Here is a 15,647-nt window from a genome sequence, read left to right on the forward strand (position 1 = left end):
CATGTCCATCGGTCACACCCTTCTGGGACTCCTGGAGTCCGGCCCCCGCCACGGTTACGACCTGAAGCGGGCCTTCGACGAGAAGTTCGGTCATGACCGGCCGCTGCACTACGGCCAGGTCTATTCGACGATGTCGCGGCTGCTGAAGAACGGCCTGGTCGAGGTCGACGGCATCGAGGCCGGCGGCGGCCCCGAGCGCAAGCGGTACGCGATCACCGACGCCGGGATCACCGACGTCGAGCGGTGGCTCGCCACGCCCGAGAAGCCCGAACCGTACCTGCAGTCCACGCTCTACACGAAGATCGTCCTCGCGCTGCTCACCGGCCGCGACGCCGCCGACATCCTCGACGAGCAGCGTGCGGAGCACCTGCGCAGCATGCGCATCCTGACCGACCGCAAGCGCAGGGGCGATCTGGCCGACCAGCTGATCTGCGACCACGCCCTGTTCCACCTCGAGGCCGATCTGCGCTGGCTGGAACTGACCGCCGCGCGCCTCGACAGACTGAAGGCCACGGTGACCGCATGAACGCCCCCGGGGGATCCCTGCTCGTCGCCGAGAGCCTGCGCAAGGCCTACGGCCCGACGATGGCGCTGGACGGCGCCGAGTTCTCCATCCACCCCGGCGAGGTCGTCGCGGTGATGGGCCCGTCCGGCTCCGGGAAGTCGACCCTGCTGCACTGCCTCGCCGGCATCGTGACGCCCGACTCCGGGTCGATCATGTACGACGGCCATGACCTCGCCACGATGAACGACGCGCAGCGCAGCCGGCTGCGGCGCTCGGAGTTCGGGTTCGTGTTCCAGTTCGGCCAGCTCGTGCCCGAGCTGACCTGCGTGGAGAACGTGGCGCTGCCGCTGCGGCTGAACGGCACCCCGCGCAAGCAGGCCGAGCGCACCGCGTTGAGCTGGATGGAACGGCTGGAGGTCGACGACCTCGGCAGGAAGCGGCCCGGGGAGGTCTCCGGCGGACAGGGGCAGCGGGTCGCCGTGGCGCGCTCGCTCGTCACCAGCCCCCGCATGGTGTTCGCCGACGAGCCGACCGGCGCGCTGGACTCGCTCAACGGCGAGCGCGTGATGGAGCTGCTCACCGAGGCCGCCCGGACGGCCAACGCGGCCGTCGTCCTGGTCACGCACGAGGCCCGGGTCGCAGCCTACTCGGACCGCGAGATCGTCGTCCGGGACGGTAGGTCGCGGGACATGGAGCGGGTCGTATGAGTCTGCGTCAGTGGGCCAGGGATCTGGGCCTGGGGGTCCGGTTCGCCTTCTCGGGCGGACGGGAGGGATGGATCCGGGCCGTTCTGACGGCCGTGGGCGTCGGACTCGGCGTCGCCGTGCTGCTGCTGACGACGGCGGTGCCGAACGTGCTCTCGGTGCGGCACGACCGCGAAGAGGCCCGACTGGACTGGTCGTTCGTCGACCCGCCGCCGCCCAAGGCCGACGACACCCTGCTCATCGCGCAGGTCGACACGACGTTCCGCGACAAGGACGTCCGCGGCCGGATGGTGGAGCCGGAGGGGCCGCGCGCGCCGCTGCCTCCCGGCGTGAGCCGGTTCCCGGCCAAGGGCGACATGGTGGTCTCGCCCGCCCTGAAGAAGCTGCTCGCCGCCGACGGCTCGGCGCTGCTGCGGGAACGGCTGCCGTACCGCGTCGTCGGGACCATCGGCGAGAGCGGGCTGATCGGTTCACAGGAACTCGCCTACTACTCGGGGGCCTCCGGACTCGCCACGCGCGTCGACGGCTACGGGGCGACCCGGCTGAAGAAGTTCGGGAACCCGCAGCCGACCAGCGAGAAGACCGACCCGGTGCTGCTCCTGCTGATCCTCGTGGTCATCGTGGTGCTGCTGATGCCCGTCGCCGTGTTCATCGCCGCCGCCGTGCGGTTCGGCGGCGAGCGGCGCGACCGCCGGCTCGCCGCGCTCAGGCTGATCGGCTCGGACGGCGGGATGACCCGGCGCATCGCGGCGGGCGAGGCCATGGCGGGTTCGCTGCTCGGCCTGGTCCTCGGCACGGTCTTCTTCCTGATCGGCCGCCAGCTGGCCGGCACCGTCGAGGTGATGCACGTCAGCGTGTGGCCCAGCTACCTCGATCCCTCCCCCGCGCTGGCCGCGCTGGTGGCACTGGCCGTGCCCTCGGCCGCGGTGCTGGTCACCCTGCTCGCGCTGCGCGGCGTGGTCATCGAACCGCTAGGCGTGGTCCGGTCGGCGAAGCCGTCGCGGCGCCGGCTGTGGTGGCGGCTGCTGCTGCCGGTGGCCGGCCTCGCGATGCTCTACCCCATGATCGGGCAGGGCAGCGGCAACGGCGAGTTCAACCAGTACCAGGTCACCGGCGGCGTCCTGCTGCTCCTGATCGGGGTCACCGCCCTGCTGCCGTGGCTCGTCGAGAAGGTCGTCGCCCGGCTCGGCGCTGGCGGTGTCGCCTGGCAACTGGCCGTAAGGCGACTGCAGTTGAGCAGCGGTACGGCGGCCCGCATGGTCAACGGCATCGCGGTGGCGGTGGCCGGGGCCATCGCCCTGCAGATGCTGTTCGCCGGGGTCGAGAGCAACTACACGGAGTCCACGGGCAAGGACGTGCATCTCGCCCAGATGCAGGTGACCGTGCCGCGCGGGCCGTCGCTGGCGAAGAGCAGGCAGGCGTTCGCCGACACCACGGGCGTGCGCAAGGTCATCGCCCTGGGGGAGGAGTACCTGGGCGACAGGTCCTGGCAGTCGAAGGACGGCCCGGACCTCTCCACCGAGCTGACCGTCGGCGACTGCACGGCCCTGCGCGAGGTGGCGAAGCTGCCGTCGTGCAAGGACGGCGACCTGTTCGTCCTCAACGGCAGCGACTACTCCACCGACGGACCGAAGCTGAACGTGCCCGGCAAGAAGCTGTACATGGAGACGGGCGGCTCCTTCCCCGGGAGGACGACGGAGACCGTCTGGACGGTGCCCGCGGGCGTGCGGGAGGCGCAGTCGATCAAGGACATGACCGGTCAGCGGCGCGGCGGCTTCCTGATGACGCCCGGCGCGGTGCCCGAAGAGGCCGCGACGGTGCTCCGCGGTCAGCTGTACCTGTCGCTCGACGAGTCGGTGCCGGACGCCTACGACCACGCACGCAACACGGCGGCGCGGCTGGACTCGCTGTCCCAGCCGATGAACTGGTCGGCCACCCGGCAGGACACGAAGTTCTCCTCCATCCGCACCGGCCTGTCCCTCGGGTCCGCGTGTGTGCTGCTGCTGATCGGGGCGAGTCTGCTGGTCTCGCAGCTGGAGCAGTTGCGCGAGCGCAAGAAGCTGCTGTCGGCCCTGGTCGCCTTCGGCACCCGGCGGCGCACGCTGAGTCTGTCGGTGCTGTGGCAGACGGCCGTCCCGATCGCGCTGGGACTGCTGCTGGCCCTGACCGTGGGTCTCACGCTCGGCACGATCCTGCTGAAGATGACGGGCACCACGGTCCGCGTCGACTGGAGCAGCGTGCTGGCGATGGCCGGCTTCGGCGCGGCGATCGTCCTGATGGTGACGCTGCTGAGCCTGCCGCCGCTGCTGCGGCTGATGCGGCCGGACGGCCTGCGCACGGAATGACGTGCCACCCGCGCACGGTATGACCCGTGAACGCGGACGGTCCCTCCCCGCCCGGGGAGGGACCGTCCGCGTTCACGGCGGGTACGCCGCGTTCACAGCTGGTACTCCCGCACCACCCTTCGCACCTGCGCGAACAGCATGCCGACGTTCACGGACTTACGGCAGACGACCACCGCGACGACGTCCTGCTGCTCGGTCATCCTGACGAACAGGTGCGTGAGGTTCTCACTGTTGACGAGGATCTCCTGGAAGAAGTGGTTCTCGCTCTGGGCCCCGCGACGCTCCTTGAAGACGTCCTCGATCATCACGACCGTGCGGCCCTGGAACAGGTCGAGCGTCGCTCCCGCCAGCAGGTCCAGGACCTCGGGCGGGTGGTTGTCGACGGTCTCGTAGGACAGCAGCATGCCGGTGGACATGTCGACGACGCCGGAGGCGACGCAGTCGGGGGCATCCGTACGCAGTGACTTGACCAGACCCATCACCTGGTCGGAGAAACCTGGGGTCATACGCTTCGTCGCCATCCCTTCAGACTCCTTCGGCGGTCTTCACGGTCGTCCCGTCCGCCGCGGTCAGCGCGGTGGTCCGGTCGGTGAGGATCAGGTCGATCCGGCGCAGGGCCGGCTGGGTCGCCCGGTGCAGGCGCTCCACGTCCATGCCCTCGTCGCCGAGGACGACCATCAGCGCGGTGTCGCCGACCGCGTAGAACGCGGCGCAGCCGTGGCTGCCGTAGGCCACCGTGCGGTGCAGGGCGCCACGGGCGGTCGCCTCGGCGGTGCGTCGGGCGAGGCCGAGGCCGGCCGCGGCGAGGGCTGCCAGACCCTCGGGGTCGATCGAGTCGGCCGTGTCGGCGGCGATGAGCAGTCCGTCGGCCGCCGCCACCGCCGTGTCGGTGATCCCGGTCACCTGCTCGCGCAGGCCGCGCATCTCCCGCGCGAGGGCTTTGTGGTCCATGAGTGCAACTCCCCTGATTCTGATGGCATGTGACCGTCTGTTCTCTGTGGGGGGTTTCCGCGTGCCGTGGGTTCCCGCGTGTCCGTGGGGGTTCTGGCGGGTCGTCATTTCGCCGTCGGGTTGCGCAGGCGGAAGAACTCCTTCCAGCCGGGGCCGTTCCGTTCCGGTGTGAGGGCCTCGTGGATGCCGCTCGCTCCGGGCCTGCGGCGGGGCAGGGCGGCCGCCTCCGGGGCCGGCGGCGGCTGTGGCAGGGGCGGCGCCGGCTCGCGGGGGCGCACCCCGTGTCCGTCGGGCGGCAGCCGGACGGGGATCGGGTGGGGCGACTCCACGCACTCCAAGAGCCCCTCGCCCAGCATCCGGGCCACCTCGACGGTGACGGTGTACACCCCGCGGCCGGTGCGGAAGGCGAGGTCGCGGGCGGTGCGCCGGCCGTCCGCGTGGGCGAGCAGCTCTCGCTGCAGGGCGCCGAGGCGAGCGGCGGCCAGGGAGAGCGGCGCGGGCACGGGACGCTCCCGGTCCGGGCGCACGGGGCACGGCATCGCCAGCAGCGCGGCCAGCTTGCGGGAGGCGACCTGGAGCAGCCGGGTGGGCGGTTCGCCGACGGCGACCGAGGCCGGTAACGGGCCCGTCGCCGGACCGCGTTCGCAGTCGTCGACGCTGCCCGCGACGACCGCGAACGCGGCGTCCTGGAGGGCCATCGCGCACACCACCCGCAGTTGGGCGGCGCCCGAGTAGCCGTGGGCGATCAGGCCGGCGGCCGGCCAGCGCGCGCCGCCCGACTCGCGCACCAGCGCGGTCCACTCCTCGCCGCCGATCCGGCCGGAGCGCAGCAGCAGCGCCTCGGGGGCGGGCGCGCCCGGCGACTCGACGGCGACGACCAGGCCGCCGTCCAGATGGAAGACGCCGCCGGGCGAGCCGGTCACGCACAGTTCCCCGGTGAAGCCCTCCCGGCCGCACGCGGCGAGGTCGCGTGCCAGCAGCTCGTATCCCGACATCAGCCCGACATCACTCCCCTGCGACCTCTCGCACATACGCCTGACGCGTAACGCTGAGGAGGGAAGGTGTATCAGTCGGGACGCCCGGTCCAGCGGGGGATTTGCGACCTGCCCCCAGCTGACGGAAGTTGTTCCGCGGATGGACTCAAATCTTCTTGTTCGACGCTCATTTGACCGATCGGCAGACCCTGGTCGTCGCCGCCGAGCACGCGGACCGGGAGCGGTCGCAGCGCCCTGCGCAGCGCGCCCGCCAGCTCCTCGTACTCCGCCCCGCGCGCCGCGCCGGTGCGCATCGCGAGGGCGATCCGGCGGGCGGGCGCGGGGGCGGCGAAGGAGCCGGTGAGCAGCCGGGGGCTGCGGCTGGTCTCGACGGTGACGGCGGTGCGCGGCAGCAGCGTGCAGCCCAGGCCGCCGGCGACCAGCTGAACGAGGGTGGACAGGCCGGCGGCCGTGGTGGTCACCGGTGCGTCGCCGCGGCCCGCCTCCCGGCAGATGTCGAGGGCCTGGTCGCGCAGGCAGTGGCCCTCGTCCAGGAGCAGCAGGTTGAGCTCCCTGAGCGCCTCGCGCGCGATGCCCTGTCGTCCGCCGAGCTCATGGCCGAGCGGCGTGACGAGCACGAAGTCCTCGTCGAACAGGGGCAGTTCGCGCACCCCGGGGACGCCGAGGGGGACGGCCAGCAGCAGGAGTTCCAGACGGCCGGTGCGCAGGCCGTCCAGGAGGCCGGCGGTCTGCTCCTCGTGGACCTGGAGGTCGAGGTGCGGATAGCGCTCGTGGACCAGGTGCAGGACGGTCGGCAGCAGGTAGGGCGCGACGGTCGGGATGACTCCGAGGCGCAGCGTCCCGGTGAAGGGGGCCCGTACCGCCTCGGCCTCCTCCATCAGCGCCTCCATCTCTTCCAGCACCGCCCTGGCCCGGACGACCAGCCGCTCGCCGGCCGGCGAGAGCAGGACCTTGCGCGTCGTACGCTCCAGGAGGGTCACCCCGAGGGACGTCTCCAGGGCCGAGACGGCGCCGGACAGCGCGGGCTGGCTCATGCCGATAGCGGCGGCCGCGTCCCGGAAGTGCAGGTGCTCCGCGACGGCCACGAAGGCCCGCAGCTGGGCCGGGCTGGGCGGCCTCCGCACGGCGTGCACGCCCCGGCCGGCCCCCGCCCGGCCGGCTGCCGATCGACCTGTCGCCGCCGCTCCGACCGGCGCTGCGCCGCCCCGGATTCCGCCGCTCACTCCCTTGGCTCCCACATCACCCTCGGTCACTGATAGCCATATCCGATCAACCCTATCGAGTGTAGCCATTTCCTGAATCAATGCACCCTGTGCCACGATCGAGGCCGTCCAACCCACGGGGAGTGTCCGCAATCCGGACACCCCTTCGCTGCAAGGAGAGCGCGTGCTCACTGTCGGTGACAAGTTCCCCGAGTTCGAACTGACCGCCTGCGTCTCACTGGAGAAGGGTTCGGAGTTCGAGCAGATCCACCACAAGACCTACGAGGGCAAGTGGCTCGTGGTCTTCGCGTGGCCCAAGGACTTCACCTTCGTCTGCCCGACCGAGATCGCCGCGTTCGGCAAGCTGAACGACGACTTCGCCGACCGTGACGCGCAGATCCTCGGCTTCTCCGGCGACTCCGAGTTCGTCCACCACGCCTGGCGCAAGGACCACCCGGACCTGACCGACCTGCCGTTCCCGATGATGGCCGACTCGCGGCACGAGCTGATGCGCGACCTCGGCATCGAGGGCGAGGACGGCTTCGCCCAGCGCGCCGTGTTCGTCGTGGACCCGAACCGGGAGATCCAGTTCACGATGGTCACCGCGGGCTCCGTGGGCCGTAACCCCAAGGAGGTCCTGCGGGTCCTGGACGCCCTGCAGACCGACGAGCTGTGCCCCTGCAACTGGACCAGGGGCGAGAGCACCCTCGACCCGGTCGAGTTGCTGGCCGGGAAGTGAGCTGAGATGTCCCTCGACGCCCTGAAGTCCGCGATACCGGACTACGCCAAGGACCTGAAGCTCAACCTGGGCTCGGTCATCGGCAACTCCGGCCTCCCCGCACAGCAGTTGTGGGGCACGGTCCTGGCGACCGCGATCGCCTCCCGCTCCCCGATCGTGCTGCGCGAGCTCGCGCCGGAGTCGAAGGCGAACCTGTCGCCGCAGGCCTACACCGCGGCCCGGTCGGCCGCGGCCGTCATGGCGATGAACAACGTGTTCTACCGCACCCGCCACCTGCTGTCGGACCACGAGTACGGCAACCTGCGGGCCGGCCTGCGGATGAACGTCATCGGCAACCCCGGCGTCGACAAGGTCGACTTCGAACTGTGGTCGTTCGCCGTCTCCGCGATCAACGGCTGCGGGATGTGCCTCGACTCCCACGAGCAGGTGCTGCGCAAGGCGGGCGTCGAGCGGGAGGTCGTCCAGGAGGCCTTCAAGATCGCCTCGGTGATCCAGGCGGTCGGCGTGACGCTGGACGCGGAAGCGGTCCTCGCGGACGTCTGAGCCGCGCGGCCGGCCGTACCCCCGGCCGCATCGCAACGGGGCAGGGCCCGTCGGTCACCGACGGGCCCTGCCCCGTTGACCGCCCCACCTAGGGCGACGACTGTCCTGGCGGGGTGACCCGGCCCTCGTCGGTCCCCGGTTCCGGCTCCCGTGTCGGCCGCGCGGCCGAGACGGGAGCCACGCCCGAGGCCGTCGCTCCTCTCGGCCGGGGAGCGTGCCGCAGAGCCGGTTCCCTGGAGTAGGCGTGCAGATAGCCCACCACCGTGTTCGTGACGGCCACCAGGGGCACGGCCACGATCGCGCCGCCGATTCCCGCGATCATGCCGCCCGCCGCGACGGACAGGACCACCGCCAGCGGGTGGACGCGCACCGCGCGGCCGAGGATGAACGGCTGGAGGATGTGCCCCTCGATCTGCTGGACCGCCAGCACCACGGCCAGGGTCATCACCGCCGTGAACACGCCCTGGGTGACCAGCGCGACCACGACCGCCAGCGCGCCGGACGCGACCGCGCCGACGAGCGGGATGAACGAGAACAGGAAGATGAAGACGGCGAGCGGGACGGCCATCGGCACGTTGAGGAAGTAGATGCCCAGGCCGATGAAGATGGCGTCGATCAACGCGACGATCACCGTGCCGCGCACATACGCCGTGAGCGTCGCCCAGGCCCGCGGACCGGCGCCCGCCACGCCCGGCCGGGCCGCCGCCGGGACCAGCTTGAGGGTCCACTCCCAGATGCGCTTGCCGTCGTAGAGCAGGAAGAGCGTCGAGAAGAACGCCAGCAGGATGCCGGTCAGCGCCTCCACCACGACGGTCACACCCTCCAGGCCCGCCGAGGTGATCGAGTCCGTGTTGTCGCCGATCGCGTCCCGCAGGTTCTTCGCGATGCCGTTGATCTGCTTGTCGGTGACGTGGAAGGGGCTGTTGAGCAGCCAGCGGCGCAGATCGTCGATGCCGTCCTGGACCTGGTCGGAGAGGTTGTCGATGTTCGCCATGACCTGCCAGGTCACGAACCAGCCCATCAGGCCGATGACGACGAACCCGAGGATCGCCGTCAGCGCGGTGGCCGCGCCCTGAGGCACCCCTGCCCGCTTCAGCCGGGCCACGGTGGGCTGCAGCAGCGCCGTGAGGAGCAGCGAGACCACGAAGGCCATCACGACCAGCTGGATCGCGGTGATGACCTTCATCAGCACCCAGACGGTCCCCGCGAGCACCAGCAGGCGCCAGCCGGCCTCGGCGGCCACCCGGACCCCCCACGGCACGGCCTGTGCGGGATCGGGGCGCGGGGCGGGCTCGAGCGGCTCCGGGTACTCCTCGGGGGACGGCGCCAGGTCGGGCGACGTCACCTCCCGCTCGGCCGCGCCCTCCCGTTCGACCTCGGCGCGTCGTTCGTCGAGCCGCTCGCTCATCTCGCTGAGGCCGGCGCCGAGCCGGCCGAGCCACCGTGGCACTCTCGACATGATCCGTCCTCTTCCCCCGTCTCTCCCCACCACTCCCCCTGGAGTCGTCGGTCCCGTTGTACGACCGTACAGGGCGACAGCCCCTCCCCCGGTGCACGGGGAGGGGCTGTGCGGGACCGGGCTCGGCCGGATCGTCACACCGGACCGAACGGGCCGTCAGTACGTCCGGGACCGGCCGTCGGTACGGGAGGGACCTGCCCCCGCCGCCGGAGGGAGCGGCCCTCGGCACGGGCGGAGCAGGCGGTCAGTACGAACCGTTGGCCTGCCAGAAGGCCCAGGCGTCGCAGGGGCTGCCGTAGCGCTCGTTCATGTAGTTCAGGCCCCACTTGATCTGGGTGGCCGGGTTGGTCCGCCAGTCGGCGCCCGCGGACGACATCTTCGACCCGGGATAGGCCTGGACGAGGCCGTACGCGCCCGAAGAGGGGTTGGTTGCCCGGTAGTTCCACGTGGACTCGTGGTTCACGATGTTGCTGAAGCACTGGAACTGTCCGCCGGGCACCATCTGCTGGGCGATGGCCTTGACCTCGGCGACGGTGTACGAGGCCTGCTGCGGAAAGTCGTCGGCGCTACCGGTGGCACCGGCCGACGCGCTCTGGGTCCGTGCGGCCGCGCGGTCCTTGGCCTCCTGTGCGGCCTTCGCCCGGTTCTCGGCCTTCTCGGCGGCTTCCTCGGCGGCCTTCTGCTTGGCCACCGCGTCCTTGGCGGCCTGCTTGCGGGCCGTCTCCTCCGCCGCCTTGCGCGCGGTGGTGTCCGCCGCGATGGCCTGGACACTCGCCTGGTGCGTCATCGAGTCGGTCTGCACCTGGGCGAGCTGTCCGGCCGGTAAATCGGCGAGCAGCGTGGAGTCGCCCACCGCCTGGGCGTCGTCGGCGGGCTGCGCGACGCTGCCCTGGGCGACCCCTACGACGGCTCCGACGGTGGTGACTGCGGTCGCCGACGCCACGGCGAAACCCCTGACCGATATCCGGCTCACACGAATTCCTTCTGCAGTGTCATCGGGTGAAGGGACGACGAACGGCCGAGGGCCGCGCGGGCCCTCGGCTGAGTCGTTCGGTACCGGTCGCCGGCCCAGGTCGTGTCCGCGAAGCGGCGTCGGCTGCCCACAGGGCTGCCTAGTACCAGTGGTTGGCCTGCCAGAACGACCACGCCTCACAGGGACTGCCGTACCGGCTGTCCATGTAGTTGAGGCCCCACTTGATCTGGGTGGCCGGGTTGCTCTGCCAGTCGGAGCCGGCGGACGCGTACTTGCCGGCGGGCAGCGCCTGGAAGAGGCCGTAGGCGCCGGAGGAGGCGTTGACCGCGTGGTAGTTCCAGCTGGACTCGTGGTCCACGATGTTGCTGAAGCACTGGAACTGGCCGCTCGGCACCATCTGCGCCGCCATGGCCTGGATCTGCGCGATGCTGTACGAGCCCTGGATCGGGAAGTCGCCCGCGCTGCGGCTGGCCTTGGCCTTGGCCTCCGCGCGGTCCTTGGCGGCCTTCTCGGCGGCCTTCTTCTTCGCGACAGCCGTCTCGGCCGCGGCCTTGCGAGCAGCTTCCTCGGCATCCTTCTTCGCGCCCTCGTCAGCGGCGATGGCCTGGTAACTGGCCTGCTGCGTGAGGGACGCCGTCTGCACCTGGGCCTGCTGGCCCACGGGAATGTCGGCGAGGAGCGTCGCGTCGCTTGCCGTCGCATCTGCGTCGTTGGCCTGCGCGACGCTGCCCGAGGCAACGCCGACGACGCTTCCGACAGCGGTGACCGCCGTGGCCGAGGCCACTGCGAGTCCCCGGACCGAGATCCGGCTCACACGGTTTTCCTTCCAGCGTCGCCCGCTTCGGTGACCCTGGCGGACGCAATCGTGCCCTTGTCGCTGGTCTCCGAACTGCGGGGTCACAGGAGACACGGGCCCGGTGGGCAACTCCCGGTGCGGGAGCGCCGCGTGGTGCACGGGCGGCATACGACGGTCGGTATGGAGTTGACGGTGATGCTCAAGCGGTGCCGTACTGCTGGGGGCACAGGTGTGTCGCATGCGGGGCCTGACAGGACTGAGACTTTGCCGTAACCAGACCGCGTGAGGCAATTCCGGGTTACGTGTGAAAGCTCACACCCTTCGGGACCCAGGGGATTTCTCGAAACCCCCACATACGCCGGCGCCGCCCGGCTAGGCTCACTGCCTTTGCCGGACGGCGCCGACCACCCTCTCACCCCGATATCCCGGGGCAGCTCTTTCAGATCTGGCCGTCCTCCAGCATTTCGGTCACCAGCGCAGCGATCTGGGACCTTTCGGACCGGTTCAGCGTGACGTGGGCGAAGAGCGGGTGCCCCTTCAGTTTCTCGACGACGGCGACCACACCGTCGTAACGGCCGACTCGCAGATTGTCCCTTTGCGCCACATCGTGGGTCAGAACGACCCGGGAATTCGCGCCGATCCGGGACAGAACCGTGAGCAGTACGTTCCGTTCGAGCGACTGCGCCTCGTCGACGATCACGAAGGCGTCGTGGAGGGAACGTCCCCGGATGTGGGTCAGGGGCAGGACCTCCAGCATCCCGCGTGCGGTGACCTCCTCGATGACGTCGCGGCTGGTGACCGCGGACAGCGTGTCGAAGACCGCCTGCGCCCAGGGGCCCATCTTGTCGGCCTCGGACCCGGGCAGATAGCCCAGCTCCTGTCCGCCCACCGCGTACAGCGGCCGGAAGACCATCACCTTCTGGTGCTGACGGCGCTCCAGGACCGCCTCGAGGCCCGCGCAGAGCGCGAGCGCGGACTTGCCGGTGCCGGCCCGGCCGCCCATGGACAGGATCCCGACGTCCGGGTCGAGCAGCAGATCGAGCGCGATGCGCTGTTCGGCGCTGCGGCCCTTGATGCCGAAGGCCTCGCGGTCGCCGCGCACGAGGCGGACGTCGCCGTCGGCGGTGACCCGGCCCAGCGCCTTGCCCCGCTCCGACTGGATGGTCAGACCGGTGTGCACGGGCAGACCCGCGACCTCGGGCACGTGGATGTGCCCCACCTCGAAGAGGATGTCCACCTGCTCCCCGGACAGGGTCAGTTCGGACATTCCGGTCCAACCGGAGGACCCCGTGATGGCGAGTTCGGCGCGGTACTCCTCGGCGAGGAGACCGACCGAGGACGCCTTGATCCTGAGCGGCAGGTCCTTCGACACGACGGTGACGTCGAATCCCTCGGCCTGCAGGTTGCGGGCGACCGCGAGGATGCGGGAGTCGTTGTCCCCCAGGCGGTAGCCGGTCGGCAGCACACTGGGGTCCGAGTGGTTGAGCTCGACACGGACGGTGCCGCCGAGTTCCCCGATCGGGATGGGGGCGTCGAGGCGACCGAACTTCACCCGGTAGTCGTCCAGCAGGCGCAGCGCCTGCCGGGCGAAGTAGCCGAGTTCCGGATGGTGCCGCTTGGCCTCCAGCTCCGTGACCACGACGATGGGGAGCACGACTTCGTGCTCGTCGAAACGGGTCAGGGCGTTCGGGTCGGCCAGCAGGACGCTGGTGTCGAGAACATAGGTGCGCCGGTCTGGCATACGGCGCTTTGTGCTGGTCACCACGGAAGGACGTACCCCCTCGGATGAGGTCGGGGAGCGACGGAGCGGAGCTGGACCGGTCGTCGGCCGCTGTGCACGGGCCGAGAACCGGCCCCCCGCTGCTTCTTCCGTGCCGTGACCGCACGGTCGGGCTGGTGCAAAGGGCCTCCCGGGCGGACGGCCCCGTGCCGTCCGCTGAGATCCGACACCCGTGGTTCGGGTGTCGACCTGCTTGGCTTATGCCCTCGAAAACGCGCCGTCATGCCACGGCATATGACGGCGCGCCGGTGAACTCCTCGTTACTTCCGCCCCGGAAAGGGGTAGATGAGCGGCCCCTGAGGGGCGCACGCGTCCTGCGGTTCAGCCGCCGTAGCGACGGTGGCGGGCCGCGTAGTCGCGCAGGGCGCGCAGGAAGTCCACCTTGCGGAAGGCCGGCCAGAAGACCTCGCAGAAGTAGTACTCCGCATGGGCCGTCTGCCACAGCATGAATCCGGACAGCCGCTGCTCGCCGCTGGTGCGGATCACGAGGTCGGGGTCGGGCTGGGCGCCGGTGTAGAGGTGGCGGCTGATCAGGTCCACGCTGACGGAGTCGGCGAGTTCCTCCATCGAGGTGCCCCGGTCCGCCGCGTCCACGATCATCGAGCGCACGGCGTCGGCGATCTCCTGGCGGCCGCCGTAGCCGATGGCGACGTTGACCAGTATCCCGTCGACGTGGGCGGTGGAGTCCTCGGCCTCCTTCAGTGCGGTCTGCACATGGGAGGGGAGGATGTCGGGTGTGCCGACGTGGTGGACACGCCAGCGGCCGTCGGCGGCGAGTGTGCGCACGACGTCCTCGATGATGCCGAGGAGCGGGACGAGTTCTTCCTGGGGGCGGTCGAGGTTGTCCGTCGACAGCAGCCAGAGGGTGACGACTTCGACGTCCGTCTCGGTGCACCAGCCGAGGAACTCCTCGATCTTGTCCGCACCGGCCCGGTGGCCGTGCTCGGTCGTGGAACCGGAGGCCTTCGCCCAGCGTCGGTTGCCGTCCATGATGACGCCGATGTGCTTGGGCACCTGAGCGTGGTCCAGGTGGCCTTCCACCCGGCGTGCGTACAGCCTGACCAGAAGGCCGCGCAGCTTGTCGCGCAGGTTCACGTGATTGTCAGCCCCTCCGAACGGTGCGGTCCCCGCGGGGCGCAGCCTACCCCTGTGCGGACTTGGGCAAAAAAACGGGCCGGTCCGTGGGGGGGGAGACGGACCGGCCCGAGGGGGGGTTTCCACCATAACCCTTCGTGAGTGCTGCTGCGCGCATCGGCGCACCACAACTACTCTCCGCAGTCGTGCGGCGACGCGGTGGTGACCGTTTCCGCCGTCGATCATGGGCGACTCATGGCCGGAATGGAGCGGATTCCCAGGGAAATTCGGCCGTTCACCGATGGAAGTCGGGGTTCCGGGGCGGATTCAACACGTCCGGACATCCGCCCACACATCCCCCCGACGGGTTAACCCCGAGGCGAACCCCATCTTGACGCGGGCGTCACCGCGCAGCCCCCTCCGCTGCGCGGTGACGTCCACGCAGCTTTGCTCACGCGAATTGCCTCCGCTAGAACTTACGCGAGGGCGACGACGGACCGGAACCGATCGCGATAACGATGTGGAAACTCCGTGAAGGCCATGGCCGGGCCCGAACGCCCCGCAACGACGATTCCCGGCCGACGCGACCACGCGCGTGCCGACGGCCGGGTGGCGGGCCTGCGGGCCCGCGGGTCTGCGGGCCCGGCGGCGGGCCCACGAGCGGGTGACGGCGGCGGGGCCATGGGCGAGGGCGACGACGGCGGGGCCACGGGCGAGTGGCAGCAGCGAGCCCGCACCCGAGTCGTGGGCCTGCGCCCGGATGACGGGCCTACGGTCGGCGGGCCTCGACGAGGTGGCGGGTGCTGTGCGCCACGAAGGAGCCGTCGGCCACGATCTGCTCGTGCAGTTCGCGGAGCCGGGGCCGGTAGGCCGCCACCGTGAAGCCCGGGACCATCCACACGACCTTGCGCAGGAAGTGCACGACGGCCGCGATGTCGTGGAACTCGACGCGCAGCCGTTCCGCCCGCACGTCGACGATCTCCAGGCCCGCCGCCTCCGCGTCGGCACGCTCACGGTCGGGGTGGCGGTTGCTGCTCACGGCCTCCGGCTGCGGCCCGAGGAAGTACTCGACGAGCTCGAAGACGCTGCGGGGGCCCACGTGTTGGGCGAAGTAGGTCCCGCCGGGCCGCAGCACGCGGACGATCTCGTGCCAGGCGGGCCGCACCGGGTGCCTGCTGCTGACGAGGTCGAAGGCGGCGTCCGCGAAGGGCAGCGGGGCGTCCTCCGGGCACGCGACGACCGCGATACCGCGCGGCCTCAGCAGCGCTGTGGCCTTGGCGGCGTTCGCCGGCCACCCCTCGGTCGCGACGGTGAGGACGGGGGCGTCGGGCGCGGCCCGCTCCAGAGCGAAGTCCAGCACCTCCCCGCCCCCCGTCTGCACGTCGAGCGCGGCGTGCGCGCCCGCCAGCCGCCCGGCCAGCGACAGCGCGTACCCCCAGGAGGGCCGCGCCTCGGTCGCCCGCCCCTCGAACCAGGAGAAGTCCCAGCCCTCGGTGGGGACGGCGGCCCCCTCGGCCACCAAATCCTCGAAGGCGGTATCGCCGTCCGGGCCGTCGCGCTTGTCGTCCTTCATGAAGGGAT

General features: G+C 70.9%; 15 protein-coding genes. 5 read left to right on the forward strand and 10 right to left on the reverse strand.

The features are described from left to right. Position 1: 1 nt before the first annotated feature. The 3 genes from C6376_RS04155 to C6376_RS04165 are packed head-to-tail and all read left to right on the forward strand — an operon-like array spanning position 2 to position 3,554. Positions 2-526: a PadR family transcriptional regulator gene (locus tag C6376_RS04155; RefSeq protein WP_107442152.1), complete on the forward strand. Its 525-nt coding sequence runs from the start codon at positions 2-4 to the stop codon at positions 524-526. Next, positions 523-1,212 (forward strand): ABC transporter ATP-binding protein, encoded by a 690-nt coding sequence (locus tag C6376_RS04160; RefSeq protein ID WP_107442153.1) that lies wholly within the window; start codon positions 523-525, stop codon positions 1,210-1,212. Before C6376_RS04155 ends, C6376_RS04160 begins: the two co-directional genes overlap by 4 nt. Continuing rightward, positions 1,209-3,554: an ABC transporter permease gene (locus C6376_RS04165; protein WP_107442154.1), complete on the forward strand. Its 2,346-nt coding sequence runs from the start codon at positions 1,209-1,211 to the stop codon at positions 3,552-3,554. The genes C6376_RS04160 and C6376_RS04165 overlap by 4 nt, the downstream gene beginning before the upstream one ends. A 92-nt stretch (positions 3,555-3,646) precedes the next feature. Here C6376_RS04165 and C6376_RS04170 read toward each other — a convergent pair whose 3' ends face one another. From C6376_RS04170 to C6376_RS04185, 4 genes are all read right to left on the reverse strand, one after another. Further along, entirely contained in the window at positions 3,647-4,075 is a 429-nt protein-coding gene (locus C6376_RS04170) for a hypothetical protein (protein ID WP_107442155.1), read from the reverse strand. Between the two features lie 4 nt (positions 4,076-4,079). After that, entirely contained in the window at positions 4,080-4,505 is a 426-nt protein-coding gene (locus tag C6376_RS04175) for a roadblock/LC7 domain-containing protein (protein WP_173985578.1), read from the reverse strand. A gap of 104 nt (positions 4,506-4,609) precedes the next feature. Then, positions 4,610-5,500: a MarR family transcriptional regulator gene (locus tag C6376_RS04180; RefSeq protein WP_107442156.1), complete on the reverse strand. Its 891-nt coding sequence runs from the start codon at positions 5,498-5,500 to the stop codon at positions 4,610-4,612. Between the two features lie 71 nt (positions 5,501-5,571). Further along, the gene (locus C6376_RS04185) at positions 5,572-6,633 is read right to left on the reverse strand and encodes a hydrogen peroxide-inducible genes activator (RefSeq protein ID WP_216825570.1); all 1,062 of its coding nucleotides are present in this window, start codon (positions 6,631-6,633) and stop codon (positions 5,572-5,574) included. Positions 6,634-6,886: 253 nt separating this feature from the next. On the opposite strand from C6376_RS04185, the gene C6376_RS04190 reads away from it, so the two are divergent. Together C6376_RS04190 and C6376_RS04195 are read left to right on the forward strand one after the other, a co-directional pair. After that, positions 6,887-7,441, forward strand: coding sequence for a peroxiredoxin (locus tag C6376_RS04190; RefSeq protein ID WP_107442158.1), 555 nt, complete (start codon positions 6,887-6,889; stop codon positions 7,439-7,441). Between the two features lie 6 nt (positions 7,442-7,447). Further along, positions 7,448-7,984 carry an alkyl hydroperoxide reductase gene (locus tag C6376_RS04195; RefSeq protein ID WP_107442159.1) on the forward strand — a complete coding sequence of 179 codons (537 nt, stop codon included), beginning with the start codon at positions 7,448-7,450 and terminating at the stop codon, positions 7,982-7,984. A gap of 88 nt (positions 7,985-8,072) precedes the next feature. Here the strand turns inward: C6376_RS04195 and C6376_RS04200 are convergent, their stop codons facing one another. The 6 genes from C6376_RS04200 to C6376_RS04225 form a co-directional block, all read right to left on the reverse strand. Continuing rightward, positions 8,073-9,443, reverse strand: coding sequence for an AI-2E family transporter (locus tag C6376_RS04200; protein WP_254075832.1), 1,371 nt, complete (start codon positions 9,441-9,443; stop codon positions 8,073-8,075). Between the two features lie 244 nt (positions 9,444-9,687). Continuing rightward, on the reverse strand, positions 9,688-10,416 hold the full coding sequence (locus C6376_RS04205) for a transglycosylase SLT domain-containing protein (protein WP_107442160.1): 729 nt from the start codon (positions 10,414-10,416) through the stop codon (positions 9,688-9,690). A gap of 139 nt (positions 10,417-10,555) precedes the next feature. After that, positions 10,556-11,230 (reverse strand): transglycosylase SLT domain-containing protein, encoded by a 675-nt coding sequence (locus tag C6376_RS04210; RefSeq protein WP_107442161.1) that lies wholly within the window; start codon positions 11,228-11,230, stop codon positions 10,556-10,558. A gap of 421 nt (positions 11,231-11,651) precedes the next feature. Continuing rightward, on the reverse strand, positions 11,652-12,977 hold the full coding sequence (locus C6376_RS04215) for a PhoH family protein (protein WP_107442162.1): 1,326 nt from the start codon (positions 12,975-12,977) through the stop codon (positions 11,652-11,654). 336 nt (positions 12,978-13,313) lie between these two features. After that, on the reverse strand, positions 13,314-14,087 hold the full coding sequence (locus tag C6376_RS04220; protein ID WP_107442163.1) for an isoprenyl transferase: 774 nt from the start codon (positions 14,085-14,087) through the stop codon (positions 13,314-13,316). A gap of 748 nt (positions 14,088-14,835) precedes the next feature. Continuing rightward, on the reverse strand, positions 14,836-15,639 hold the full coding sequence (locus tag C6376_RS04225) for a methyltransferase domain-containing protein (protein WP_107442164.1): 804 nt from the start codon (positions 15,637-15,639) through the stop codon (positions 14,836-14,838). Positions 15,640-15,647 lie beyond the last annotated feature (8 nt).

This window comes from Streptomyces sp. P3 (genome assembly GCF_003032475.1).
Taxonomy (GTDB): Bacteria; Actinomycetota; Actinomycetes; order Streptomycetales; family Streptomycetaceae; genus Streptomyces.

What these genes read in the sequence shown, in the direction of transcription:
- C6376_RS04155 (WP_107442152.1), top strand. Translation starts at nt 2, where the DNA reads ATGTCCATCGGTCACACCCTTCTGGGACTCCTGGAGTCCGGCCCCCGC.
- C6376_RS04160 (WP_107442153.1), top strand. Translation starts at nt 523, where the DNA reads ATGAACGCCCCCGGGGGATCCCTGCTCGTCGCCGAGAGCCTGCGCAAG.
- C6376_RS04165 (WP_107442154.1), top strand. Translation starts at nt 1,209, where the DNA reads ATGAGTCTGCGTCAGTGGGCCAGGGATCTGGGCCTGGGGGTCCGGTTC.
- C6376_RS04170 (WP_107442155.1), bottom strand. Translation starts at nt 4,075, where the DNA reads ATGGCGACGAAGCGTATGACCCCAGGTTTCTCCGACCAGGTGATGGGT.
- C6376_RS04175 (WP_173985578.1), bottom strand. Translation starts at nt 4,505, where the DNA reads ATGGACCACAAAGCCCTCGCGCGGGAGATGCGCGGCCTGCGCGAGCAG.
- C6376_RS04180 (WP_107442156.1), bottom strand. Translation starts at nt 5,500, where the DNA reads ATGTCGGGATACGAGCTGCTGGCACGCGACCTCGCCGCGTGCGGCCGG.
- C6376_RS04195 (WP_107442159.1), top strand. Translation starts at nt 7,448, where the DNA reads ATGTCCCTCGACGCCCTGAAGTCCGCGATACCGGACTACGCCAAGGAC.
- C6376_RS04200 (WP_254075832.1), bottom strand. Translation starts at nt 9,443, where the DNA reads ATGTCGAGAGTGCCACGGTGGCTCGGCCGGCTCGGCGCCGGCCTCAGC.
- C6376_RS04225 (WP_107442164.1), bottom strand. Translation starts at nt 15,639, where the DNA reads ATGAAGGACGACAAGCGCGACGGCCCGGACGGCGATACCGCCTTCGAG.